Annotated in this window: 22 protein-coding genes; 7 read left to right on the top strand and 15 right to left on the bottom strand. The window is 58.1% G+C overall.

Features of this window, described 5'->3' with window-relative positions:
• Positions 1–18 precede the first annotated feature (18 nt).
• The 3 genes from urtA to IM304_RS11440 form a co-directional block, all read right to left on the bottom strand.
• On the bottom strand, positions 19–1,290 hold the full coding sequence (gene urtA / locus IM304_RS11450) for an urea ABC transporter substrate-binding protein (RefSeq protein WP_193355097.1): 1,272 nt from the start codon (positions 1,288–1,290) through the stop codon (positions 19–21).
• Between the two features lie 200 nt (positions 1,291–1,490).
• Positions 1,491–2,594: a cobalamin-independent methionine synthase II family protein gene (locus IM304_RS11445; protein ID WP_193355096.1), complete on the bottom strand. Its 1,104-nt coding sequence runs from the start codon at positions 2,592–2,594 to the stop codon at positions 1,491–1,493.
• 150 nt (positions 2,595–2,744) lie between these two features.
• Positions 2,745–3,161 (bottom strand): rhodanese-like domain-containing protein, encoded by a 417-nt coding sequence (locus IM304_RS11440; protein WP_193355095.1) that lies wholly within the window; start codon positions 3,159–3,161, stop codon positions 2,745–2,747.
• Between the two features lie 73 nt (positions 3,162–3,234).
• Between IM304_RS11440 and ftrA the strand changes: the two genes are divergently transcribed.
• Positions 3,235–4,233 (top strand): transcriptional regulator FtrA, encoded by a 999-nt coding sequence (gene ftrA / locus IM304_RS11435; protein ID WP_193355094.1) that lies wholly within the window; start codon positions 3,235–3,237, stop codon positions 4,231–4,233.
• 147 nt (positions 4,234–4,380) lie between these two features.
• On the opposite strand, the gene IM304_RS11430 is transcribed toward ftrA, so the two are convergent.
• Positions 4,381–4,743 (bottom strand): hypothetical protein, encoded by a 363-nt coding sequence (locus IM304_RS11430; protein ID WP_148419512.1) that lies wholly within the window; start codon positions 4,741–4,743, stop codon positions 4,381–4,383.
• Positions 4,744–4,986: 243 nt separating this feature from the next.
• On the opposite strand from IM304_RS11430, the gene IM304_RS11425 reads away from it, so the two are divergent.
• Positions 4,987–5,220 carry a DUF2554 family protein gene (locus tag IM304_RS11425; protein WP_193355093.1) on the top strand — a complete coding sequence of 78 codons (234 nt, stop codon included), beginning with the start codon at positions 4,987–4,989 and terminating at the stop codon, positions 5,218–5,220.
• On the opposite strand, the gene IM304_RS11420 is transcribed toward IM304_RS11425, so the two are convergent.
• Both IM304_RS11420 and IM304_RS11415 read right to left on the bottom strand, forming a co-directional pair.
• Positions 5,217–7,181, bottom strand: a complete 1,965-nt coding sequence (locus IM304_RS11420; protein WP_193355092.1) for a U32 family peptidase — start codon at positions 7,179–7,181, stop codon at positions 5,217–5,219. The two genes, IM304_RS11425 and IM304_RS11420, sit on opposite strands and share 4 nt — an antisense overlap.
• Before the next feature lie 80 nt (positions 7,182–7,261).
• Complete coding sequence (locus tag IM304_RS11415) at positions 7,262–7,789, bottom strand: helix-turn-helix domain-containing protein (protein ID WP_193355091.1); 528 nt, start codon at positions 7,787–7,789, stop codon at positions 7,262–7,264.
• Positions 7,790–7,860: 71 nt separating this feature from the next.
• Between IM304_RS11415 and IM304_RS11410 the strand changes: the two genes are divergently transcribed.
• Positions 7,861–9,048 carry a benzoate/H(+) symporter BenE family transporter gene (locus tag IM304_RS11410; protein ID WP_322091055.1) on the top strand — a complete coding sequence of 396 codons (1,188 nt, stop codon included), beginning with the start codon at positions 7,861–7,863 and terminating at the stop codon, positions 9,046–9,048.
• On the opposite strand, the gene IM304_RS11405 is transcribed toward IM304_RS11410, so the two are convergent.
• The gene (locus tag IM304_RS11405) at positions 9,028–9,900 is read right to left on the bottom strand and encodes a helix-turn-helix domain-containing protein (protein ID WP_148419507.1); all 873 of its coding nucleotides are present in this window, start codon (positions 9,898–9,900) and stop codon (positions 9,028–9,030) included. The two genes, IM304_RS11410 and IM304_RS11405, sit on opposite strands and share 21 nt — an antisense overlap.
• 173 nt (positions 9,901–10,073) lie before the next feature.
• Between IM304_RS11405 and IM304_RS11400 the strand changes: the two genes are divergently transcribed.
• Positions 10,074–10,970, top strand: coding sequence for a DMT family transporter (locus IM304_RS11400; protein WP_193355089.1), 897 nt, complete (start codon positions 10,074–10,076; stop codon positions 10,968–10,970).
• Between the two features lie 31 nt (positions 10,971–11,001).
• Here IM304_RS11400 and IM304_RS11395 read toward each other — a convergent pair whose 3' ends face one another.
• Both IM304_RS11395 and IM304_RS11390 read right to left on the bottom strand, forming a co-directional pair.
• A complete protein-coding gene (locus IM304_RS11395) occupies positions 11,002–11,676 on the bottom strand; it encodes a DUF3313 domain-containing protein (protein WP_176610354.1) in 675 nt (224 codons plus the stop codon).
• Positions 11,677–11,810: 134 nt separating this feature from the next.
• Positions 11,811–13,406 (bottom strand): ABC transporter substrate-binding protein, encoded by a 1,596-nt coding sequence (locus IM304_RS11390; protein WP_148419561.1) that lies wholly within the window; start codon positions 13,404–13,406, stop codon positions 11,811–11,813.
• 111 nt (positions 13,407–13,517) lie between these two features.
• On the opposite strand from IM304_RS11390, the gene pepT reads away from it, so the two are divergent.
• The gene (gene pepT / locus IM304_RS11385) at positions 13,518–14,747 is read left to right on the top strand and encodes a peptidase T (protein ID WP_193355088.1); all 1,230 of its coding nucleotides are present in this window, start codon (positions 13,518–13,520) and stop codon (positions 14,745–14,747) included.
• Here pepT and tehB read toward each other — a convergent pair.
• The gene (gene tehB, locus IM304_RS11380; protein WP_193355087.1) at positions 14,744–15,337 is read right to left on the bottom strand and encodes a tellurite resistance methyltransferase TehB; all 594 of its coding nucleotides are present in this window, start codon (positions 15,335–15,337) and stop codon (positions 14,744–14,746) included. The two genes, pepT and tehB, sit on opposite strands and share 4 nt — an antisense overlap.
• Positions 15,337–16,332 (bottom strand): dicarboxylate transporter/tellurite-resistance protein TehA, encoded by a 996-nt coding sequence (gene tehA, locus IM304_RS11375; protein WP_193355086.1) that lies wholly within the window; start codon positions 16,330–16,332, stop codon positions 15,337–15,339. Before tehA ends, tehB begins: the two co-directional genes overlap by 1 nt.
• A gap of 121 nt (positions 16,333–16,453) precedes the next feature.
• Here tehA and ydcK point away from each other — a divergent pair, with 121 nt between their 5' ends.
• Entirely contained in the window at positions 16,454–17,434 is a 981-nt protein-coding gene (ydcK, locus tag IM304_RS11370; RefSeq protein ID WP_193355085.1) for a YdcK family protein, read from the top strand.
• Here the strand turns inward: ydcK and rimL are convergent.
• The gene (gene rimL, locus IM304_RS11365; protein ID WP_176610359.1) at positions 17,429–17,968 is read right to left on the bottom strand and encodes a 50S ribosomal protein L7/L12-serine acetyltransferase; all 540 of its coding nucleotides are present in this window, start codon (positions 17,966–17,968) and stop codon (positions 17,429–17,431) included. The genes ydcK and rimL overlap by 6 nt on opposite strands.
• Positions 17,969–18,021: 53 nt before the next feature.
• The gene (locus IM304_RS11360) at positions 18,022–19,677 is read right to left on the bottom strand and encodes a glucan biosynthesis protein D (protein ID WP_193355084.1); all 1,656 of its coding nucleotides are present in this window, start codon (positions 19,675–19,677) and stop codon (positions 18,022–18,024) included.
• Between the two features lie 30 nt (positions 19,678–19,707).
• Here IM304_RS11360 and IM304_RS11355 point away from each other — a divergent pair, with 30 nt between their 5' ends.
• Entirely contained in the window at positions 19,708–19,980 is a 273-nt protein-coding gene (locus IM304_RS11355) for a hypothetical protein (RefSeq protein WP_193355083.1), read from the top strand.
• A 53-nt stretch (positions 19,981–20,033) separates the two neighbouring features.
• Here IM304_RS11355 and IM304_RS11350 read toward each other — a convergent pair whose 3' ends face one another.
• Together IM304_RS11350 and IM304_RS11345 are read right to left on the bottom strand one after the other, a co-directional pair.
• Entirely contained in the window at positions 20,034–20,807 is a 774-nt protein-coding gene (locus IM304_RS11350; protein WP_148419497.1) for a transporter substrate-binding domain-containing protein, read from the bottom strand.
• Between the two features lie 31 nt (positions 20,808–20,838).
• Positions 20,839–22,008 (bottom strand): pyridoxal phosphate-dependent aminotransferase, encoded by a 1,170-nt coding sequence (locus tag IM304_RS11345; RefSeq protein WP_193355082.1) that lies wholly within the window; start codon positions 22,006–22,008, stop codon positions 20,839–20,841.
• Between the last annotated feature and the right edge of the window lie 28 nt (positions 22,009–22,036).

The following is a 22,036-nucleotide window of genomic DNA, read 5'->3' as shown; positions in this document are numbered from 1 at the left end:
TCTCCCTGGCGCACCGGCTTAGTTGCTGGCGGTTTTCATCGGCTGGTCTGGCTTTTTGTCATTCCCGGCGATGAAGGGGCTCCAGGGCTGAGCGCGGACCGGCTGTTCGGTCTGCCAGACGACGTTAAACTGGCCGTTGCCTTCGATTTCGCCAATCATCACCGGCTTGTGCAGGTGGTGGTTAGTGGCATCCATGGTCAACGTGAAGCCGGACGGCGCGCTGAACGTCTGGCCCGCCATGGCCGCTCGCACCTTGTCCACGTCGGTCGTTCCCGCTTTCTCAACCGCCTGCGCCCACATGTGAAGCCCTACGTAGGTCGCTTCCATCGGATCGTTAGTGACGACGGTATCGGCATTCGGCAGCTTATGGGCTTTCGCGTAGGCCCTGTAGGCCGCCACGAAAGTCTGGTTGGTCGGGTTGTCTACGGACTCAAAGTAGTTCCACGCCGCCAGGTTACCCACCAGCGGTTTGGTATCAATGCCGCGCAGCTCCTCCTCGCCCACCGAGAAGGCCACCACCGGCACGTCCGTCGCCTTCAGCCCCTGGTTGGCCAGCTCCTTATAGAACGGCACGTTGGAATCGCCGTTGATGGTTGAAACCACCGCCGTTTTCCCGCCCGCGGAGAATTTCTTGATGCTGGCAACGATGGTCTGGTAGTCGCTGTGGCCGAACGGGGTGTAGACCTCTTCAATGTCCTTATCCTCCACGCCCTTCGAGTGCAGGAAGGCGCGCAGGATCTTATTGGTGGTGCGCGGATAAACGTAGTCCGTCCCCAGCAGGTAGAAGCGTTTCGCGCCGCCGCCGTCTTCGCTCATCAGGTACTCCACCGCCGGGATCGCCTGCTGGTTAGGCGCCGCGCCGGTATAGAAGACGTTAGGTGACATCTCTTCACCTTCGTACTGCACCGGATAAAACAGCAGCCCGTTCAGCTCCTCAAACACCGGCAGAACCGACTTACGCGACACGGACGTCCAGCAGCCAAGCACCACGGCGACCTTATCCTGGCTCAAAAGCTGGCGGGCTTTCTCGGCAAACAGCGGCCAGTTAGACGCCGGGTCAACCACCACCGGCTCCAGCTTTTTCCCGAGCACGCCGCCCTTAGCGTTGATTTCGTCGATGGTCATCAGGGCGACATCCTTCAGGGGCGTTTCTGAAATGGCCATCGTGCCGGACAGGGAGTGCATAATCCCGACTTTAATGGTCTCTGCGGCCCGTACGCCAAAACTCATTCCCATGGCGACGACGGACGCGGACAAGGCAAAAGTTTTTATAAAGGTACGACGGTGCATATTGTCACTCCTGAAAAGAAAGCTGTGCGAAGACGTCCGTTACCGCATGGACGCAGAAAAAAGTAACGTCAGCTTCAGGAGAGCAAAAAGAGTGCCAGGTTGCAGAGGCCGGATTTTACGGAGAGCGCAGAGAAGAGATGTGGGGAACGACTCAGAATGGAACAGCGCTGCACCGGAATAATGCAGCGCCGTGAACGGCGTTACCAGACGTCGCTGGCGATTTTCGTAACCAGGCGAACTTTATCCCACTGCTGGGCTTCGCTCAGGCTGTTACCTTCCTCCGTGGAGGCAAAACCGCACTGCGGGCTGAGGCAAATCTGCTCTTTCGCCACGTACCGCGCGGCCTCTTCCAGGCGCGCCTTCACCCCTTCCGGGTTCTCCAGCTCGCCGTGCTTGGTGGTGATCAGCCCCAGAACCACCTGCTGTTTACCCGGGCGCACAAAGCGCAGCGGCGCGAAATCTCCGCTGCGGTCGTTGTCGTACTCCAGGAAGAAGGCATCGACGTTAACCGTGCCGAACAGCACCTCCGCCACCGGCTCGTAGCCGCCCTCAGAAATCCAGGTGGAGCGGAAGTTGCCGCGGCAGACGTGCAGCCCGACGGTGAGGTCGTCCGGCTTGCCTTCCAGCGCTTTGTTCAGCACGCGGGCGTAGGTTTTTGCCAGCTCGTCCGCATCGTCGCCCCGCTCGCGGATCTGACGTCGCTGCTCTTCCGAGCACAGGTAGGCCCAGACGGTATCATCCAGCTGCAGGTAGCGGCAGCCCGCGTCGTAAAACGCGCGGATGGCGTCGCGCCAGGTGGCTGCCAGATCGTCAAAATAAACGTCCAGATCCGGGTAGACCGTGGCATCGATGTCCTTGCGGCCGCCGCGGAAGTGCAGCACGCTCGGGCTTGGAATGGTCATCTTCGGCTGCGCGTCACCGCTGATGCTCTTCAGGTAGCGAAAATCCTCCAGCATAGGGTGATCGCCGAAGCCCAGCTTGCCCGTGACGCGCACGCCGTGAGCTTTAGTCTGAACCCCGTTGAACTGGATCCCCTGCTGCGAATCGTAACGCTCTACGCCCTGCAGCCCGTCAAAAAAGTCAAAGTGCCACCAGGCGCGGCGGAACTCCCCGTCGGTCACCACGTGCAGGCCGCAGGCGCACTGCTGCTCGACGACCTGGCGAATAGCCTCGTCCTCGACGGCGCGAAGCTGGCCGGCATCAATTTCACCGCTGGCAAACTTCAGTCGTGCTTGCTTGATGGTGTCCGGGCGTAAAAAACTGCCGACTACATCGGCGCGGTACGGGGCGTGGTGTCGCTGCATGGAAATCTCCTCTGTCTGCCGGCGTTAATTGCCAACAGTGATAATTCATCTCTTGAAGCTTTAGACTTCTGGATGTCTAAACGTCCTGAAAAGATGTCATACCGGCTCCCTGCCGACAAACGAGAAAATTTCATCTGTGTTGAAAAAAATTCACGATCGCTGCGCGGGCGATGAGGATCCTGCAAACGCGAACCGCTCGTCCTCCCAGCCGGTAATGCCTCCGAGCATAATCTTGACCGGCAGGCCGAGGCGCGCAAGCTTCAGCGCCGCCCTGTCCGCCCCGTTGCAGTGCGGCCCGGCACAGTACACGACAAACAGCGTTCCCTCCGGCCACGCCTTCATCCGCCCGGCGTCGATCTGGCTCCACGGCAAATGCAGCGCGCCGGGCAGATGGCGCCTGGCAAACTGCTCGGGCGTTCCGACGACGTGGAGCAGAACAAAGTCCTGTTCACCGCTGGACAGGGCGTGATGCACGTCGGCGCAGTCCGTCTCAACGCTCAGACGGCGCAGAAAATGTCCTGCGGCTTCCTGCGGCTCTGCCGCCGGAAATTCAGTAACGTAGCTCATGAATCTTCCTCATTTGTGGCGTTTGTGTTAACACTACTCTATTCGTAAATTCAGCCCGTGAATGCGCCCGCCTATGCCAGAAAACAGCAAAAAGATGACAAACTTAAGACACGCGCGCCCGCGCGCGGTGGTGCTGGCGTACGACGGTTTATGTACCTTCGAGTTTGGCGTGGCGGTAGAAATCTTCGGCCTGCCGCGCCCGGAGATGGGCGAAGCGTGGTATCGGTTCGCCGTAGCGGGCGTGGATGAAGGTGAACTTCGGGCAACCGGCGGGATCCGTATGCTTGCCGATGGCGATCTGCGTTTGCTGGAGACGGCAGATTTAATAGTCGTGCCCGGCTGGCGCGGGATGGACGAGCCTGTGCCCGAGGCGCTCCGCCAGGCGTTGCGCGAGGCGCACGGCCGCGGCTGTCGGCTGCTCTCCATCTGCTCTGGCGTGTTTGTTCTGGCGGCCTCGGGCCTGCTGAACGGGCGGAAGGCCACCACCCACTGGCGCTACACGGAGGCGCTTAAAACACGCTATCCCGCCATCACCGTGGTGGAGGATGTGCTGTATCAGGACGAGGGCGATATTCTGACCTCCGCGGGCAGCGCAGCCGGAATCGACCTGTGCCTGCACGTGGTGCGCCGGGACTATGGCATCGAGGCGGCAAACCGCGTGGCGCGCAGGCTGGTGATCCCGCCCCATCGGGACGGCTCGCAAACCCAGCAGCTCAGCCGACCGGTGGCGCAGCTGCGCGAAAGCCAGCGGCTGGGCCAGCTGTTTGATTATCTGCACCAGCATCTGGCCGTTGGGCATACCGTCGAGTCCCTGTCCCGGCGGGTGGGCATGAGCCAGCGCACCTTTTTGCGCCGTTTTCAGGATGCCACCGGCACAACGCCCGCGCGCTGGCTGTTGAACGCCCGGCTGCAGCGCGCGCGAGATTATCTGGAAAATAGCCGGCTCGGCATCGACGCCATTGCTGAACAAACGGGTTTTGGCCAGGGCGCCACGCTGCGTCACCATTTCCGCCAGCAATACGCTCTTTCTCCGGCGCAATATCGTAAGCAGTTTTTACAGCCGACCCGATAACAGGGCAAAAAAAAACCGCCATATTCTGGCGGTAAATGCTTGCATGGATAGATTTGTATTTTGGTATCTACGCACCGGTATTCCATACCGGATGTGGATCGCCTGTAATCTACCACGCTGAGTTTCAACAAAGCATAAACGGACCGATTAACCCGCTTTGGTATTAATTTGTAGATAACGCATCAGCCCCTGCTCTGCGCTCTGTCGGGCATCGTCATTAATGGCTTCGAGATAAAATGCGCGTGAGACACCGTACGGCGCCTGCTCGGATGGATAAACCGCAAACTGGAAGGTCTTACCCCTCGCCTTATTGATGCAGCCCAGCTCCCAGCGGCCTTCACCAACCTGCGTGCTATTACATTCGACGCGTCCGTAATCGCTGGTTAAATACGAACCTACACGGCTTTTTGCTGACTGAATATATTCAGGTTCATCGTTTGAATAGAGGCTGGCGGCAGCACCCACTGCAACCACTACGCCCAGAAGTGATAGCACAATTATTTTTTTCATTTATTAGATCCGATCCTTAGCCAGAAAAATCTTATTGTAAATGATTTCTCATTAAATCTAGCTTCTCTTTTGATACCAGAAATGGGAGTTTACAACGGCAATATTGCTTTTAAGATTAATCTTAAACCGATTTTATTACAGCCACACTTTTTGACAGCCCGTTTTCTCAAATTTGAAAATCCGAATAATTACTTGATGAAATTATCTTTACGATGGCCGAATCGTATTTTCGGGAGATGTGGGATGTTCAAAAAAGGGTTGGGCATGGCGATGGTGATCTGCGCCCTGTTCTCGGGGCAGCTGATGGCCGGGCATAAAGGGCATGAATTTTTGTACGTGAAAAGCGCCGACCATCAGCTTCGTCACGAAGCCGACAGCGACGAGTTACGCAGCGCGGCAGAAGAGTCTGCGGAGGGTTTGCGCGAACGCCATTCCTGGCTGAAGTCGCGCAAACCGGACACCCACTTTCCGGGCTAGCTGCCTTTACGCTTCGGCAGGGTTTTCAGCAAATCGTCCGGGCTCACGGACGCCACGATGCTGCCCGGCGGCGGCATTTTGAAGATGTGGTTCTTCATCTTACCGATAACGTGCATTTCGCACGGGCGGCAGTCGAACTTCAGCGTCAGCACCTCATCGCCGTTAACCAGCTGCATCGGCGTTGCTTTCCAGCTTTTAATATTGCCTTTCGCCTGCTTCGGACAGAGGTTAAAGGCAAAACGCAGGCAGTGCTTGGTGATCATCACCGGCACATCGCCCTTCTCTTCATGGGCCTCATAGGCGGCATCGATCAGCTGGACGCCGTGACGGTGATAAAACGCGCGCGCCTTGTGGTTGTAAACGTTCGCCAGGAAGGATAAATGCGTATCCGGATAGACCGGCGCGGGCACCGCTTCGGCCTTACGCGTGCCGCGAGCATAGTTTGCCAGGCGCGCTTCATCCAGCATCTCAGCGGTTTCACGGCGGAACTGGTTCAGCAGGCTGTTCGGGACAAACAGCGCGTCCGGCAGATTAACCTCAACGTTACGCGCGTAGTAGATGGTCTGGCCGAGCTTCGCCACGCCGTCCTTCAGGTTGTTAATCGCCTTTTCCGCGTTGTTCGCCACCTCGAACATGCCGTCCAGGGTGTGCGTCACGCTGATGCCGTCTTCACAGGCCATGGTCAGGATCAGCTGCTCTTCCCAGCCCCCCAGCGCAATATCAACCGCAATGCGGCGCTCGCTGGACGTTTTCAGCAGCGCCTGCTGCCAGTTGTGATCCAGATTACGGTTAAGGGCCGCATTCGGGCGGGCCTTATAGAGATCGGCAGGCATTTCGTTCGGCCATACGCGGTAGCGGTTCTCGCCGGTTTTCTCCACCGTATTGGCGCGGAAGCCGACCACCTCACGCTTGATCATCACGTTCAGGCCATCGCCGTTTGCCAGCGGTTCCGTAACCTCAACGTCCAGATGATCTTTTGCGACTTTCAGCACTTCCCCTACCGGCAGACCGATAAATTTCGGTGAATCAAAGGCGCCGATGTCCCCCTTGCGCGCGTTGACGAAGTAATCCGTGCTGCCGCGGTGGAAGGTTTTATCCGTAGACGGAACGAAGAAATGCTCGGTACGTCCTGCGGACGCCCGCGCCAGGTCACCGCGATCCTCAATGATGGCATCCAGCATCTGACGATAGTGCGCGGTGATGTTTTTCACGTAGCTCATGTCCTTGTAGCGCCCTTCAATCTTGAAGGAGCGCACCCCGGCATCGATCAGCGCGCCGAGGTTAGCCGTCTGATCGTTGTCCTTCATGGAGAGCAGGTGCTTTTCGAACGCCACCACCCGGCCCCGATCGTCTTTGAGTGTATACGGCAGGCGGCAGGCCTGGGAGCAGTCACCGCGGTTGGCGCTGCGGCCCGTCTGGGCGTGAGAGATATTGCACTGCCCGGAATAGGCCACGCACAGCGCGCCGTGGATGAAAAATTCGATGGTGGCGTCGGTGGCCTGATGGATATCGCGGATCTGATTCAGGTTCAGCTCGCGCGCCAGAACGATCTGGGTAAACCCGACGTCCGCGAGAAACTTCGCCTTCTCAACGGTGCGGATATCGCACTGGGTGCTGGCGTGCAGCTCGATGGGCGGGATATCCAGCTCCAGAACACCCATATCCTGAACGATCAGGGCGTCGACGCCGGTCTGGTAGAGATCGGCGATCAGACGCTGCGCGGGCTCCAGCTCATCATCATGAAGTATGGTGTTCAGGGTTACGAACACCTTCGCCCCAAAGCGGTGGGCGAACGGTACCAGCTCGGCAATATCGCGCAGGCTGTTGCTGGCGTTATGGCGGGCACCGAAGCCCGGGCCGCCAATGTAAACGGCATCCGCACCGTGAAGAATGGCTTCACGGGCAATGGCGGCGTCGCGGGCCGGGCTTAACAGTTCAAGATGATGGGAGTGCAGGCGCATACGTCGTCGTTATCCGTTATGGTCAAAATGGCGACTATTGTAGTCAGAAGTCTGTGTCAGTGAAACCGTTTTGCAACGCTTTAGCGGGGATAATGGATCAGTGAGTGAAAATGGACCGTCCGGGCGCTGCTGTTGCGGTACGCGTGCGGTTTATCACCGGCAAAACGCACGCCGGAATCGGCGTAAATCGTGCGCCAGATATCGTCGATTTGCATCTCCAGCTCGCCGCTAATCACCACGACGTGCTCAATCACCCCGGCCTCGTGCGGGGCGGACTCGCTCAGCGCGCCCGGCGACAGGGTGATGGAGAAATGGTCGAACCGGAGCTGGTCATCCCAGGGGAACAGCGGCTTCACCACCATCGCCTGCTGCTGCGGATCGAACACCGCCTGCGGATCGCTTTCGGGGGTGATAAACGCCGAAAAGGGCACGTTCAGCCCGGTGGCGATTTTCCACAGCGTGGAGACCGTCGGGCTGGACTCGTTGCGCTCGATTTGCCCGAGCATCGCTTTCGACACGCCGGTCTCGTCGGCCAGCTTAGACAGGCTCCAGCCCCGCGCCTGTCGCAGCGCTTTCAGCGTGGTGGCAAGGTGTTGAGTAATATCCATGGTTCCTCCCGTTGCGGGAAAGCATACCACTTGTACGCTATAACGCACAGTGATACCTTACTGCGGACGTTATAACGCACGACGGGGTTTCCATGCGATCGACAACTCATCTTTTTCCTGCCGTCCTTGCCGGTTTTGTCGCCGTCCTGGTGGGCTACGCCAGCTCGGCCGCCATTATCTGGCAGGCCGCCGCCGCGGCCGGCGCCAGCGCGCAGCAAATCGCCGGGTGGATGACCGCCCTGGGGCTGGGCATGGGGATCAGCACCCTGGCGCTGTCCTGGTGGTACAAGGCCCCGGTGCTTACCGCCTGGTCGACGCCCGGCGCGGCGCTGCTCGCCACCAGCCTGCACGGCATCACCCTGGCTGAAACCATCGGCGTCTTTATTTTTGCCAATGCGCTTATTCTGCTGTGCGGCGTAACCGGCCTGTTCGCCCGGCTGATGAAGCTGATCCCGCACTCTCTTGCCGCCGCTATGCTGGCCGGGGTGCTGCTGCAGTTTGGCCTTAAGGCCTTCAGCAACCTTGAAGATAACTGGGTTCTTTGCGGCACTATGCTGGCGGCCTGGCTGGTGGCCAAAGCAGTGGCTCCCCGGTACGCCATCGTCGCCACGCTGCTGGCAGGCGTCGTCGCGGCATGGATGGGAGGTGACGTTGTCACTAACAGGCTGATGCTGTCCGTGGTGATGCCGGAATTTATTGCCCCGTCGTTCACGCTCTCCAGCCTGATCGGCATCGGGCTGCCCTTCTTTCTGGTGACGATGGCGTCGCAGAACGCGCCCGGCTTCGCCACCATGCAGGCGTCGGGATATCCGCTGGCGGCCTCACCGCTGATGATTGCGACCGGCGGGCTGGCGCTGCTGCTATCCCCCTTCGGCGTCTATTCCATCTGCATCGCCGCTATCACTGCCGCCATCTGCCAGAGCCCGGACGCCCATCCGGATGCCGGTAAACGCTGGCTGGCGGCGGCTGCCGCAGGCGGGTTTTATCTGCTGGCGGGGGTGTTCGGCGGTTCGATTTCCGGGCTGATGGCCGCCCTGCCGCCAGGCTGGATCCAGACGCTGGCCGGGCTGGCCCTGCTCGGCACCATCAGCGGCAGTTTGTATCAGGCGCTGAATCACGAGGCGGAACGCGACGCGGCGATCGTCACCTTCCTGATGACCGCCAGCGGGGTGACGATCCTGGGAATTGGTTCCGCCTTCTGGGGGCTGGTGCTGGGCGGGATCTGTTACGCGGTCTTCTCACGCCTTCGCCGCACGTAGCTGCGAGGGCGTTACCCCCGTCATGCTGCGAAAGCGGTTGCTGAAGTGGCTGGCGGAGCTAAACCCGCAGGCCAGCGCGATGTCGGTGAGCGGCGTGGTGGTGTGCTGCACCAGCGCTTTGGCTTTCTCCATGCGCCGCTGCATGACGTACTGATGCGGCGCCAGCCCCATCGACTGGCGGAACATCCTTGCGAAGTGATACTCGCTGAGCGCCGCCTGCCCGGCCAGCTCCGCCAGCGTCAGGGGCTGCGCAAGATTTTCTTCGATAAACGCCAGCACGTTGCGCAGCACAAACGGCGACAGCCCCCCGGTGACCGCCGGCAGCTTCCACTGCACGCTGGAGTAGTGCTGAACCAGGTGCGTCAGCAATAAGGTCGAGGCGGTGCTCAGGGTGAGCTGATTGGCGTTCTGCTGCCAGTCGCAGCCAAGCAGGAACTGGCGATACAGCGCGGTGATTTTCGGATCGCTGCCAAAGATCTTTTCATCCAGCGTCAGCGACAGCGGGCGTTTATCCCAGATTTTCTCTCCCACGTCCCGCAGGTGCGCGTCGGTACAGTAGAGATGGACGAACGACAGGTCGTCACGAATATCCCACGTGGATTCACTCTCTTCAGGCATCAGGCAAAAACGATCCGGGCCGCCGCCGTTTTTCCAGCCGCCCGGCGTTTTTTGATAGCTTTCATAGCCGTCCGCCACGTACAGGCTGAGGGTGTGGTGGTTGCTTTTAACGGTGATCGTATCGTGCTTGTTGTACCAGGCCGCCAGTTGAATGCCAGAGTTGAGCGCGACGGTTTCCCGCAGCACCGCATTTTGCTGGCGTAACGTTTCAAAGGTGTCGTAAACGAGAGACATGGCCGTAAACAGGTGATTAATCAGATCGTCAGTCTAAGAAGTGTTGCAGCCTGTTACCAGCGTTCGGACGAGAAAAAAGCGCAAGAATTTGCAAGTCCGGCGCAAGCCGGTGAAAGCCGCGCGCCCTCTTCTTCGCCACACTGGCATTTTCGCGGTATGAGAAGAGAGAAACCATGAACGCATTACTCTACGGGCTGGTCGTCGTGATTTGGGGGACGACCTGGATCGCCATATTCCTGCAGCAGGGGCCGGTGGCGGCACCGGTATCCATTTTCTGGCGCTTCGCAGTGGCCTGCGCCACGATGATGATCGTCTTAATCGCCCTTCGCCGCCTGCGCAGGCTGGCGCTGCGGGATCACCTTTACTGTATGCTCCAGGGCTGCTGCGTGTTCTGCTTTAACTTCTGGTGTTTTTACGCCGCCGCGGCGCATATCAATACCGGGCTGGAGTCGGTGATTTTCTCGATGGCGGTGCTCTATAACGCCATCAACAGCTTTATTTTCTTCGGGCAGCGCCCTCCGGCTCGCTTCTGGACGGCGGCCGCGCTGGGGCTTATCGGGATCGTTACCCTGTTCTGGAACGATCTGCTCGCCAGCGGCTGGAGCGCGTCGTTGCTCACCGGCATCGGCCTTTCCGCCCTCGGCACCTACGGCTTCTCGCTGGGGAACATGATCAGCATGCGCCATCAGCGAAACGGGCTCGAAACCATGACCACCAACGCCTGGGCGATGCTCTACGGGACGGCGATCATGGGCGTCATCGCCCTCGCCAGAGGCGACAGCTTCATGCCGGAATGGACGGTGAGCTATATGGGCGCACTGCTTTACCTGGCCCTGTTCGGATCGGTGATTGCCTTCGGGGCCTATTTCACGCTGGTTGGCCGCATTGGCCCCGGCAAAGCCGCCTACAGCACCCTGCTTTTCCCGCTGGTGGCGCTGTCGATTTCGAAGGTGTACGAGGGTTACGAGTGGCACCTCAACGGCATCGTGGGCCTGCTGCTGATACTGGGAGGGAATATGGTGATGTTTACTAAGCCGGAAACCTGGTTCAGACGCCTGCGGACGGCATAAAAAACGGCCTGCGTGATGCAGGCCATTTTCGTTATTTCGCTGTCTGATGCACGTCAAACATGGTGGCGTCCGTCGCCATGTCATCCACAACCTGCTTCAGCGTGGCAAAGGTCATAGGTGAATTTTCGTTATTCAGCTCTTTACCTTCCCCTTTACGAACCACCTTCACCACCGGTTTATTGGTCGCCGCGTCAATCAGTTCACCCTCGAAGAACAGGTGGGTATCCATGGTGCGGTGACCGGTTGCCATCTGCGTACCTGCTACCACCAGCGCGACGGGCACCACTTCATAGAACTGGAGGCCTTCCTTCTGCGAACTCACGCCGGTGATGGCGCCGCGGAAAATCAGGCTACGCTTACCCGGCGTTGTGACGACAGGCTTACGGGTACCAATCGCCGTTTTCAGCTTCGTGTTGGTATAATTTAGCAGTTCATCAAGGGTTCTTTCCCCAATCTGGGTAGTCGGTTTAGGCGTAGGGTAATACGTAATCGGCGTCCAGATTATGCTGTCGTAATTGGCTTCGTTATACGAAGGATCAACCCAGCGTAACGTCGGTTTACCCGTTGCAGACGTTGTCTGCTGCAAGCCTGAATAGTCTTTTAAAAAGCCGGAGTACTGTTCGGGAGCGGCGACCTTAGATGAACAGCCAGCCAGCGCTAACAGACCAGAAAGCACTGCAACTTTAAAAAGAGTGTGAGTACGCATGATAGTATTCCAGGTTATCTGCAAGTATGCACTTGAAGTTATAGCAAAAAAGGGAGATAGCCGTTGTAGCAAAAAATGACGAAGACAGCACAAATCGTAAAAAAGTAGCCCGGACAGAAGCCGGGCCATGAACGTTACTCTTTAATGTCTACCTGCCAGAAAAGGTGCTTGCCGAAGGGGTCGATTTCATAGCCGCTCACCTCTTTACGCACTGGCTCAAAAATGGTCGAGTGGGCAATCATCACCGCAGGCATCTGGTCGTGCATCATCTGCTGCGCCTGTTTGTACAGCACCACCCGTTCATCTCGATCGGTTATCGATTTTGCTTTCGCAATCAGGTCATCGAAGGGCTTGTAACACCATTTGGCCGAATTCGATCCGCCGTTGGCAGAGGTACAGGTAAAGAGCGGCCCGAAGAAGTTATCCGGATCGCCCGTGGCGGTTGTCCAGCCCATCAGCGCGGCCTGATGTTCCCCTCCCTTCACGCGCTTCAGGTATTCGCCCCATTCGTAGGTGACGATTTTGGTCTGCACGCCAATGCTCGCCCAGTCCGCCTGAATCATCTCCGCCATCCGCTTCGCGTTCGGGTTATACGGCCTTTGCACCGGCATCGCCCACAGGTCAACGCTTACGCCGTTAGCAAAACCGGCGTCCTTCAGCAGGGCTTTGGCTTTTTCTGGATCGTAGTCGTAGTCTTTCAGCTCGCCGTCGGCGCTCCAGACGCCCGGCGGCAGCAGGTTCTTCGCCGCCGTGCCGGTGCCGTGGAAAACCGCGTCAATTATCGCGGGTTTGTTAATTGCCATAGCCAGCGCCTGTCGCACCTTTACGTTATCCAGCGGCGGCTTTTGCGTATTGAACGCCAGGAAACCGGTATTCAGCCCGGCCTTGCTCATCAGATTGATGTCTTTGTTGGCCTTCATGCGCGGCAGGTCCGCCGGATTGGGGAACGGCATAACCTGGCATTCGTTTTTCTCAACCTTCGCAAAACGTACCGAGGCGTCCGGGGTAATGGTAAACACCAGACGATCCAGCTTCGATTTCCCCTGCCAGTAGTCCGGGAAGGCGGTAAAGAGTATACGTGAGTCCTTCTGGTATTGCGCAAGCTTAAACGGACCGGTGCCAATGGGCTGCATATCGACCTTTTCCGGCGTGCCCGCCTTAAGCATGGCGTCGGCATATTCCGCCGAAAGAATTGAGGCAAAATACCACGCCAGGTCGGCGACAAACGGCGCTTCCGGGTGCGCGAGGGTAAAGCGCACGGTGCGGTCGTCAATTTTATCAATGGCGACGATCAGGCTGCCAAACTCCAGGCTTTCGAAGTTGGAGTAACTGCCGTTAGAGACGTTATGGTAAGGATGATTTACATCCTTCTGGCGCATAAACGAGAAAATCACGTCGTCGGCGTTGAAGTCGCGCGTCGGCGTGAACGCTTTGTTGCTGTGGAACTTCACCCCTTTACGCAGGTGGAAGGTGTAAACCTTGCCATCGTCGCTCACCTCCCAGCTTTCGGCCAGGCTCGGCACCAGCTCGGTGGTGCCGGGTTTAAAATCGACCAGACGGTTATACACCGGCACGGCGCTGGCATCCACGCTGGTTCCCGAGGTATACAGCTGTGGATTGAAGTTTTCCGGCGATCCTTCGGAGCAGTACACCAGCGTTTTTGCCGCGACGGTGGAACTGGCCGTCAGCGCAGCAAGCGCCAGCGCTATCATTGTGAATGTGCTTTTCATCATTTATTCCTGTCTTTTTAATTCGACGGCTAATTACTTCTTTTGCCATTCCATAAATAACATTAAAGTGATGGCGCAAACACATGAAAAATAAATACAGAAGGAATCACTATGGCCTCCGAACTCTCCAGACAATTAACCCAACGTTTTTTTCGCTATCTTGCCATTACCAGCCAGAGCGACCCGAAAGTAAAAACGCTGCCCTCCACGCCGGGCCAGCATGAGATGGCGCGGGAACTGGCGAACGAGCTGGAAAAGCTGGGCTTAGACGATATTGTGATTGATGAGTTCGCCACCGTAACCGCCGTTAAAAAAGGGAATATCCCCGGCGCGCCGCGGATAGGTTTTATTACCCATATCGACACGGTAGACGTCGGTTTATCACCGGATATTCATCCACAAATATTAACGTTTACGGGCGATGATCTCTGCCTGAATAAAGAGAAAGGGATCTGGCTGCGCGTAAAAGAACACCCGGAAATTCTGGCTTATCCCAATGAGGAGATTATTTTCAGCGACGGAACCAGCGTATTAGGCGCAGATAATAAAGCGGCGGTGACCGTGGTGATGACGGTGCTGGAAAACCTGACCGTAGAGCATAAGCACGGCGATATTGTGGTGGCGTTTGTTCCCGACGAGGAGATTGGCCTGTGCGGCGCCAAAGCGCTGGATCTGAAACGCTTCGACGTGGATTTTGCCTGGACCATCGACTGCTGCGAGCTGGGGGAGATCGTTTACGAGAACTTCAACGCGGCGGCGGCTGAAATTCGCTTTACCGGCGTAACGGCCCACCCCATGTCAGCCAAAGGGGTGCTGGTGAATCCGCTTCTGATGGCTACAGATTACATCAGCCATTTCGATCGCCGGCAAACCCCGGAATGCACCGAGGGCCGCGAGGGGTACGTCTGGTTTAACGGCATACAGGCCGGACAAAACGAGGCGATCCTGAAGGCCAACATCCGCGATTTTGATAAAGACGGTTTTGCCGCCCGCAAGCAGCAGATCGCCGACGTGGCGGCGCAGATTGCCGCACGATACCCCACGGCAGGCGTGGAGTATAGCATCGAGGATACCTACAGCAATATCAGCAATGCCATTGGGGAAGACCGCCGCGCCATCGACTTGATGTTCGAGGCGATGGCGTCGCTCGGGATCGCGCCTAAGCCGACCCCCATGCGCGGCGGCACCGATGGCGCAGCCCTGTCGGCCAAAGGCTTGCTCACCCCGAACTTCTTCACCGGTGCCCATAACTTCCACTCGAAGTTTGAGTTTTTACCGCTGTCGTCGTTCGAGGCGTCCTATCGCACTGCCCTGCAACTCTGCCTGCTGGCGGCGCGTTAGGCGGGCTTGCGCGCCAGCATAGTGGCGAAGCGCAGCTTGATACGGTTGCCGTTGGCGTCGGTGCGGTGAAGCTCACCCACCTCTTCGTTGTACCTGAGCAACTCCCAGCCTTCGTAGTAGTGGCTCAGCTCACCGGCTTTGAACGCAAACGGGAAGCCAACGGTACAGGGATAATCTTCCGTATCCATCGCGGCAACAATCAGGTTGTAGCCGCCCGGCTTAGTGCAGCGCTGCATGTTGGCGATCAGGCCCGGGATGGTTTTCGCCTCAAGGAACATCAGCACAACGGTGGAAAGGATAAAATCGTACTCGCCCTCAAAGCTCAGGCTGTTCAGATCCCTGATAGCCGTTTGCAGGTTCGCGATCCCCTCCGCCGCCCTGATGCGCTCGATGTTATCGATGCTCATCGGGTTTTTATCCCACGCCGTTACGTCATAACCGTTCGCGGCCAGGTACAGGCTGTTGCGCCCATTACCGCACCCCAGATCGAGCGTTTTACCCGGCTTAACGATTTCCGCGCTGTAAAGCACCTCCGAGTGCGTGCGGGTCAGACCATACTTCTCGGTAAAGTAGTTTTCATCGACAGTCATTATTTTTCCTCAGGTTGCATAAGCAGTGCTTTATCAGCGCGCACCAGAAGTTTGCCCTGCATCAGCAAGATAAATGTACGGACCAGCAGCATCGCGATGATGCAGTTGGTGAAAATAAACAGCGGAACGGCAATGGCATGGAAGAACCCCGACGGGCTGCTCTGCCCCAGGTGTAAGCCGGTGGTCGCCAGCGCCGACACGCCGAACGAGAAGCTCCAGAACGAGGCGTTAAACGGCTGCGACAGGTACCACGGCATCAGACGCAGCATAAACAGCAGCTGCAGCAGGCCATACCCGAACAGCATTTTCGCAAAGGTATCCGCTTCGCCGCCGTTAACGCTAAGCCAGGCGCTACAGGCCACCAGCGCGGGCGCAAGCTGGATCCCGAGGGAAGTACGAAGCGCAGCGGGCAGTTCTCCTGCGCTGCGCAGGCGCTGCAGGATGACCGGCTCCAGGCTCAGCCACGAAAACACCCCGGCGCCGAGAAACACCAGCCCCGCATCATGAAAACCCAGCGCGCCGCAGGCCATCGCGCTAATAAAATTGTTCGCCACGGTCGGCAGATACAATCCGGGCGTGGTGGCCTCCTGCGGATGCTTTCCGCGCCACAGCCCGGCGCTTTGCCAGGCGGCATACGAAAGCTGGATCGCCACCCCCATGCCAAACAGCCCCAGCGACACCGGGCGGTACCAGGGTACAAAGCCGATGGCCACCAGCATCGTTGTGGCGGGAAACAGGCTGACAAAACTGCTCATCACCGGATGGCGCATCTCCGCCAGCACGCTCTTCGGAAACCGTACCGCGCGGGCGATAAACGCTACGCTCAGCAGGAACCAGATCGTCACCGCCAGCGCGACCAGGATCTCCCCCGGCCACCGCGTAACCGGCCAGAGGGTACTGGCGTAACGCCATGCGAACCCCATGCCAATGGTGCCCAGCACCATACCGAAATAGCCCGCGGGTAAGTTAAGAACGCGTTGGTTTTCATTATGCATTTTTTTTAAAGTTTAAAATGTATTTGAAATGCCATTTTAAGAGGTTTCGTTCAAAGACGCCAGCATTTCGAAAAGCCAAAAGTTTGCTACGTTTAGTGAAGGGCTTCTCAGGGATACTACCATGACAAAATACCGGCTCAGCGACGACACCCGGCTCTGGCACTGGCTGGACGGTGCGACGCCGCGCACCACCACCCTCAGACAAATCGTTGCCGTGTGCGATTTTAGCGATGTTGCCAGCGGGACAAAAGGCGGATGGGTCGAAGACGAGCGCGCGCTCGCGCAGGACGGCGCGTGCTGGATTTACGATGAAAACAGCGTAGCGTTCGCCGGCGCCCAAATAACCGGTAACGCCCGCCTCACACGGCCCTGCACCGTCAGCCACCGCGCGCAGGTTGGCGGCAACAGCTGGCTGGATGCCGCAGAGGTGAGCCACGGCGCGGTGATAAGTGACAACGTCACGATTCAGCAGTCTACGGTCCGCGGCGAGTGCCATATCGCTGGCGACGCGCGGGTACTGCATAACAGTACGATCGTCGCAGCCAAAGGGCTAACCCCGGACCATGACCAGATCCTCAAAATTTACGACAGGGCCACGGTCAGCCAGTCGCGGATTGTCCATCAGGCGCAAATCTACGGCGATGCCATGGTGACGCACGCCTTCGTTGAGCACCGTGCCGAGGTGTTCGATCGCGCCATTCTTGAGGGCAACGAGATAAATAACGTCTGGGTCTGCGACTGCGCCAAAGTGTACGGCAACGCCCGCCTGCTGGCTGGCCTGGACGACGATGCTATCCCCACCGTGCGCTACAGTTCACAAATAGCGGAAAACGCCCTCGTAGAGGGCAACTGCGTCATTAAGCATCATGTGTTAATTGGCGGCGAGGCGCGGCTACGGGGCGGCCCGATCCTGATTGACGACAGGGTCGTGATCCAGGGGCGCGCGCGCATCGTCGGCGATGTGCTTATCGAGCATCAGGTGGAGATAAGAGACGATGCGGTTATCGAAGCGTTTGAGGGCGAGAGCATTCACGTTCGGGGAGTAAAGGCAATCAACGGCAGCGCGCGGATCACCCGAACGCCCCTGCTGGGGGCGCTATAGGGGAAAAATTCTGGCGTAGAGGTTTACGTCATCGTAGCGGCCGTTAAGCATTTCGGCCTCCCGCAGACACCCTTCCAGCGCAAAACCGTTGCGCTGGGCCACGCGGTTACTGCTCAGGTTATCTACCCGGCACTTGATGACAAAGCGGCGGATCTCGCCGCGCCCGACGTAATAGCGCATAAACGCCCGTAGCGCCTGAGAGAGAATGCCCTTCCCCTGTTGCCCTTCGTCGAGCCAGTAGCCGATGTACCCGGCTTTGTTCGCAGGCTCAATCGCATTGAACGACAGCACGCCGGCCAGCTCGTCTTTAAAGAAAATCAGGAACATTTTGGCGTAGCCGCGCTGGTGCAGCATCTGGTTGCTCTGCACGTTGCGGCGGGTATCTTCTTCGGAGCCCACGTGCTGCGCCCAGTCGAAGGCGGTTTGCAGCCAGATTTTATTTTTGACAACGAGGCCGTGCAGGTCGGCGGTATACCGCTCTTCGACGGCGCGAAGCTCGATATCCTGGTTCACGGGGATAATTTCTGAAGACATAGGCCTCTCACTTGCCGGGTAAGCGTGGCGCCACCCGGCACGGTTTCACAAAGCTAGCGCATGATCCGGTCGTCAACGTAGTTACGCTTGTCCGGCGCTGGCGGGAAGTACTGATACAGCCAGGTTTCGCTGATGGCGTCGCCCTGACAGCGCAGGAACAGGCGCATATCTACCGGCTCGGTAGCGTCAGAGGTTGGATACCAGTCAAACAGAATGCGATACCCGTCGAACGGCTCGACGTAGAGGATCTCCACCTGCTTCGCTTCACCGCTGGAAAGGGTAATCACCGGCTCAATGCCCTTCGGCGCGGCGGCCTTCAGATCGCCACCGACGAAATCAATGGCAAAGCGGCGCGCCCACACTTTCGGGTAGTGCTCGCCCGGCGCCCAGCCTTCCGGGAAGCCGCCCATGCCGGTGCGGGTCGCGTAGACGTTCGCCAGCGGCGAGCGCACCGGAGGCTGCGCGCTCCAGGTAAGACGGTATTTGTAGTTCAGCTCATCTCCCGCTTCTACCGCTTTTTCCGGCTGCCAGAAGCAGACCACGTTATCCAGCGTTTCACCGGTGGTCGGGATCTCCATCAGCGCGATGGAGCCTTTGCCCCAGCTATTGCGCGGCTCCACCCACAGGCTCGGGCGCTTGTTGTACCAGCCCATCACGTCCTGATAGTGGGAGAAGTCGCGGTCAAGCTGCAGCAGGCCAAAGCCTTTCGGGTTTTTATCCTGGAAGGCGTTGAACTGCAGTTTTTGCGGGTTGTTCAGCGGACGGCAGATCCACTCGCCGTTGCCGCGCCACATCGCCAGACGATCCGAGTCATGGATCTGCGGATGGATGGTGTCGCACATGCGGCGTTCGTTGTTGCCGCAGCTAAACATGCTGGTCATCGGCGCGATGCCGAGCTGCTTGATGTCTTTGCGCGCGTAAAGATGGTTTTCCACGTCCATAATCACCTGGCTCTTCTCGCAGTGGATCACGAACTTATAGGCACCGGTAATGCTCGGGCTGTCCAGCAGCGCGTAAACGGTAAAGGTCGTATCCCCCGGCTTGACGGTTTCAAACCAGAAGGAGGTGAAGTCCGGGAACTCTTCCGGCGTGTCGGTAAAGGTATCTACCGCCAGACCGCGCGCGGAAAGGCCGTACTGGTAGGTATCATCTACCGCGCGGAAGTAGCTTGCGCCCAGGAACGAAACGATGTCGCGCCGCGCCAGCTCGGGCGCTTTAAAGACGCGGAATCCGGCAAACCCGAGATCGCTCTGCCCTTCAAGCTGTTTAGTGTCCACGCCCGTATTGCCGTAGCTGAACAGCTCGGGACGGAAATGGATCTCACGCGCCAGTGAGGTGCTTTGATCCAGCGAGAACATGCGCACGCGGCGACGGAACCCCATCCCCATATGGAAGAACTGGGCGTCCAGCTGACGGCCTTCAATATTATTCCACAGGGACTGCTTCTCATCGTAACGGATGGCGTTGTACGCCTGCGGCGTCATGGTCGCCAGCGTTTCCGGCAGCGGACTCGGCGCACCGCCCCACGGGGTTTTCGCCAGATCGTGCGCCATGGATTGCAGGACGGTGAAGTCAAAGCGATGGCTCTGACCGTCCGCAATGTCGGAATCAGCAGCATACGCCGCCTGGGAAAACAGAGAAGCAAGGCCAGAAGTGCCGCTCAGGGCAGCCATTGCCAGGGAACCTTTGAGAAAACGTCTGCGATTCATGCCTGAGAAAACGTCCTTATGGTCGTGTGAGTGCGTTTCGCGCGCGGCGAAATGACGGCAAGAAAGAACGCACAGCCTAAACAAAAACGGTTAAGAATCCAATTGTTGGCGGGTGATTATCTGAACAAACTGAGAAATATTTTCTGTCGACCAGAACGGCCTGAAAGTGGTGTAAAAAACAGTAAATACGCAAAATCATTCATGCTGGATCAAGGCGACAGGTCTGTGGATCATCAGGAGCTTACTTTAGAAAGTGACTGGGGTGAGCAGACGAAGGCAGCACAGAGGCAGCATGAAGGATGAAGCGTATTAAAAGTGTCCCGGCTGGACATCGACAGCCGGGACAAACGAGGCGGTTATTTTACGCTGACATCGATACCCGGAAAGTACTTATCAGCCAGTTTAGCGATCGTGCCGTCGGCACGTACTTTATCAATTGCGGCGTCAAGCTGCTTTTTGGTGGCCTCATCCCCCTTACGCAGCCCAAAGCCGATACCACTGCCGAGGATGGTGTCGTCCGACACCGGTTTGCCGATAAAGCCAAACCCTTTACCCTGCGGCTTGCTGAGGAAACCTGCCTGCCCGGCCGCGGACATCACCAGCGAGGCATCGATGCGGCCATTCAGCAGATCGCCCCACGCCATGTTCTGATCTTTATAAGACACCACGGTGACACCGTGCTTTTCCCAGTGCTCTTTGGCGTACGTTTCCTGAATGGAACCCTGAAGAACGCCGATGGTTTTGCCCTTCAGACCTTCCGGCGTGGCCTCTACCGCCGAGCCGGCTTTGCCTACCAGCTGGGAGGGAATGCGGTAGATTGGCTGGGTGAAATCAATACTCTTGCGGCGCTGCCCGGTGATGTTCATCGCCGAGTTGATGGCGTCGAACTTTTTCGCCACCAGGCCCGGGATCAGCGCATCAAACGAGGTTTCCACCCAGCTGCACTTCAGCGCGGCGGCTTTACAGATGGCGTTTCCCAGCTCTACGTCAAACCCTTCCAGCTCGCCTGAGGCATTGCGGCTTTCAAACGGCGGATATTCCGCCTCCAGCCCGTAACGCAGCTCGGTGGCCGCGAAGGACGAAAACGAACACAGCAGTCCCATGCCGATAACTAACGCGCGTAATTTCATCTCAAACTCCTCAGATCCTGATGGGATAGGCTCAACGTGGTTTAACCCGGCACAGAGCCCTGGCACCAGCCCGTAACGTCGCCTCATCTTTCGCAAAAGAGAGACGAATCAACTTATTGTCCGTGCCGTCGGCGTAAAACGCCGACAGCGGAATCGTGGCAACGCCGCACTCGACGATCAGCCGTTGCACCATGTCGCTGTCCCGCTCGCTGCTGAAGGCGCTGTAATCCGCCAGCAGGAAGAACGATCCTTTGCTGGGCAGCAGCGTAAAGGGAGACTCGGCCAGTAAACTTTGCAGCAGATCGCGTTTGCGCTGATAAAACGCCGCCAGAGACAGCCAGGTTTGCGGATCGGTCATGTGCTCTGCAAAGGCGTGCTGCATTGGCGTATCGGCAGAGAACATCAAAAACTGATGGACTTTGCATATCTCATCCATCAGCGCCGCGGGTGCCACACAATAACCCACCCGCCAGCCGGTCACGTGATAGGTTTTTCCGAAAGAAGAGATAATGACGCTGCGCTCCGCCAGCTGCGGGTGCGTAGCCATCCCGTGGTGCGGAACGCCGTCAAAAACGACGTGCTCATACACTTCGTCAGACAAAATGATGATGTCGGTATTGCGCGTAAGCGCCGCGAGCTGGTGCAGGTCCTGTGCCGAGAACACCTGTCCGCTCGGGTTATGCGGCGTATTAACGACGATCATCCGCGTCCGCGGGGTGATCGCCGCGCGAACCTCATCCCAGTTCACGGCAAAATCCGGCACCGTGAGCTTAATGGCGACGGGCGTCGCCCCCTGCAGCCGGACAATCGGCGCGTAGCTGTCAAAGGACGGTTCGAAATAGATCACCTCATCGCCCGGATGAACCAGCCCGCTGATGGCCGAATAGAGCCCTTCGCTGGCGCTGGCGGTCACCAGCACCTCACTGGAGGGGTCATAGCGCGTGCCGTAAAGCGCGGCAATTTTATCCGCGATACGCTCCCTGAGCGGTTGCAGACCGGTCATGGAGGCGTACTGGTTATGCCCGGCCTCCATGGCGCGGGTCACGCCGGCGATGAGCTTAGGGTCGCAGGAAAAATTCGGCGCGCCCTGAGAAAGGTTGATGGCGTTATGCTGGGCAGAAAGCTGGCCGATAACGGTAAAAATGGTGGTCCCCACATCTGGCAGTTTGGAACGTGTCTGCACCGGCGTTTGTAAACTCATCCTCTGTCCCTTCTCATGGTTAATGCAT

Source organism: Enterobacter cloacae complex sp. P40C2 (assembly GCF_014930695.1).
In the GTDB taxonomy this organism is placed as follows: domain Bacteria; phylum Pseudomonadota; class Gammaproteobacteria; order Enterobacterales; family Enterobacteriaceae; genus Enterobacter; species Enterobacter pasteurii.
This window is presented reverse-complemented; position numbering and strand designations above follow the sequence as displayed.

What these genes read in the sequence shown, in the direction of transcription:
- tehB (WP_193355087.1), bottom strand. Translation starts at nt 15,337, where the DNA reads ATGACTGTCGATGAAAACTACTTTACCGAGAAGTATGGTCTGACCCGC.
- tehA (WP_193355086.1), bottom strand. Translation starts at nt 16,332, where the DNA reads ATGCATAATGAAAACCAACGCGTTCTTAACTTACCCGCGGGCTATTTC.
- IM304_RS11415 (WP_193355091.1), bottom strand. Translation starts at nt 7,789, where the DNA reads ATGGATATTACTCAACACCTTGCCACCACGCTGAAAGCGCTGCGACAG.
- IM304_RS11425 (WP_193355093.1), top strand. Translation starts at nt 4,987, where the DNA reads ATGTTCAAAAAAGGGTTGGGCATGGCGATGGTGATCTGCGCCCTGTTC.
- urtA (WP_193355097.1), bottom strand. Translation starts at nt 1,290, where the DNA reads ATGCACCGTCGTACCTTTATAAAAACTTTTGCCTTGTCCGCGTCCGTC.
- ftrA (WP_193355094.1), top strand. Translation starts at nt 3,235, where the DNA reads ATGCCAGAAAACAGCAAAAAGATGACAAACTTAAGACACGCGCGCCCG.
- IM304_RS11420 (WP_193355092.1), bottom strand. Translation starts at nt 7,181, where the DNA reads ATGCGCCTGCACTCCCATCATCTTGAACTGTTAAGCCCGGCCCGCGAC.
- IM304_RS11400 (WP_193355089.1), top strand. Translation starts at nt 10,074, where the DNA reads ATGAACGCATTACTCTACGGGCTGGTCGTCGTGATTTGGGGGACGACC.
- rimL (WP_176610359.1), bottom strand. Translation starts at nt 17,968, where the DNA reads ATGTCTTCAGAAATTATCCCCGTGAACCAGGATATCGAGCTTCGCGCC.
- IM304_RS11390 (WP_148419561.1), bottom strand. Translation starts at nt 13,406, where the DNA reads ATGAAAAGCACATTCACAATGATAGCGCTGGCGCTTGCTGCGCTGACG.
- IM304_RS11350 (WP_148419497.1), bottom strand. Translation starts at nt 20,807, where the DNA reads ATGAAATTACGCGCGTTAGTTATCGGCATGGGACTGCTGTGTTCGTTT.
- IM304_RS11360 (WP_193355084.1), bottom strand. Translation starts at nt 19,677, where the DNA reads ATGAATCGCAGACGTTTTCTCAAAGGTTCCCTGGCAATGGCTGCCCTG.
- IM304_RS11345 (WP_193355082.1), bottom strand. Translation starts at nt 22,008, where the DNA reads ATGAGTTTACAAACGCCGGTGCAGACACGTTCCAAACTGCCAGATGTG.
- ydcK (WP_193355085.1), top strand. Translation starts at nt 16,454, where the DNA reads ATGACAAAATACCGGCTCAGCGACGACACCCGGCTCTGGCACTGGCTG.
- IM304_RS11430 (WP_148419512.1), bottom strand. Translation starts at nt 4,743, where the DNA reads ATGAAAAAAATAATTGTGCTATCACTTCTGGGCGTAGTGGTTGCAGTG.
- IM304_RS11445 (WP_193355096.1), bottom strand. Translation starts at nt 2,594, where the DNA reads ATGCAGCGACACCACGCCCCGTACCGCGCCGATGTAGTCGGCAGTTTT.
- pepT (WP_193355088.1), top strand. Translation starts at nt 13,518, where the DNA reads ATGGCCTCCGAACTCTCCAGACAATTAACCCAACGTTTTTTTCGCTAT.
- IM304_RS11395 (WP_176610354.1), bottom strand. Translation starts at nt 11,676, where the DNA reads ATGCGTACTCACACTCTTTTTAAAGTTGCAGTGCTTTCTGGTCTGTTA.
- IM304_RS11440 (WP_193355095.1), bottom strand. Translation starts at nt 3,161, where the DNA reads ATGAGCTACGTTACTGAATTTCCGGCGGCAGAGCCGCAGGAAGCCGCA.
- IM304_RS11405 (WP_148419507.1), bottom strand. Translation starts at nt 9,900, where the DNA reads ATGTCTCTCGTTTACGACACCTTTGAAACGTTACGCCAGCAAAATGCG.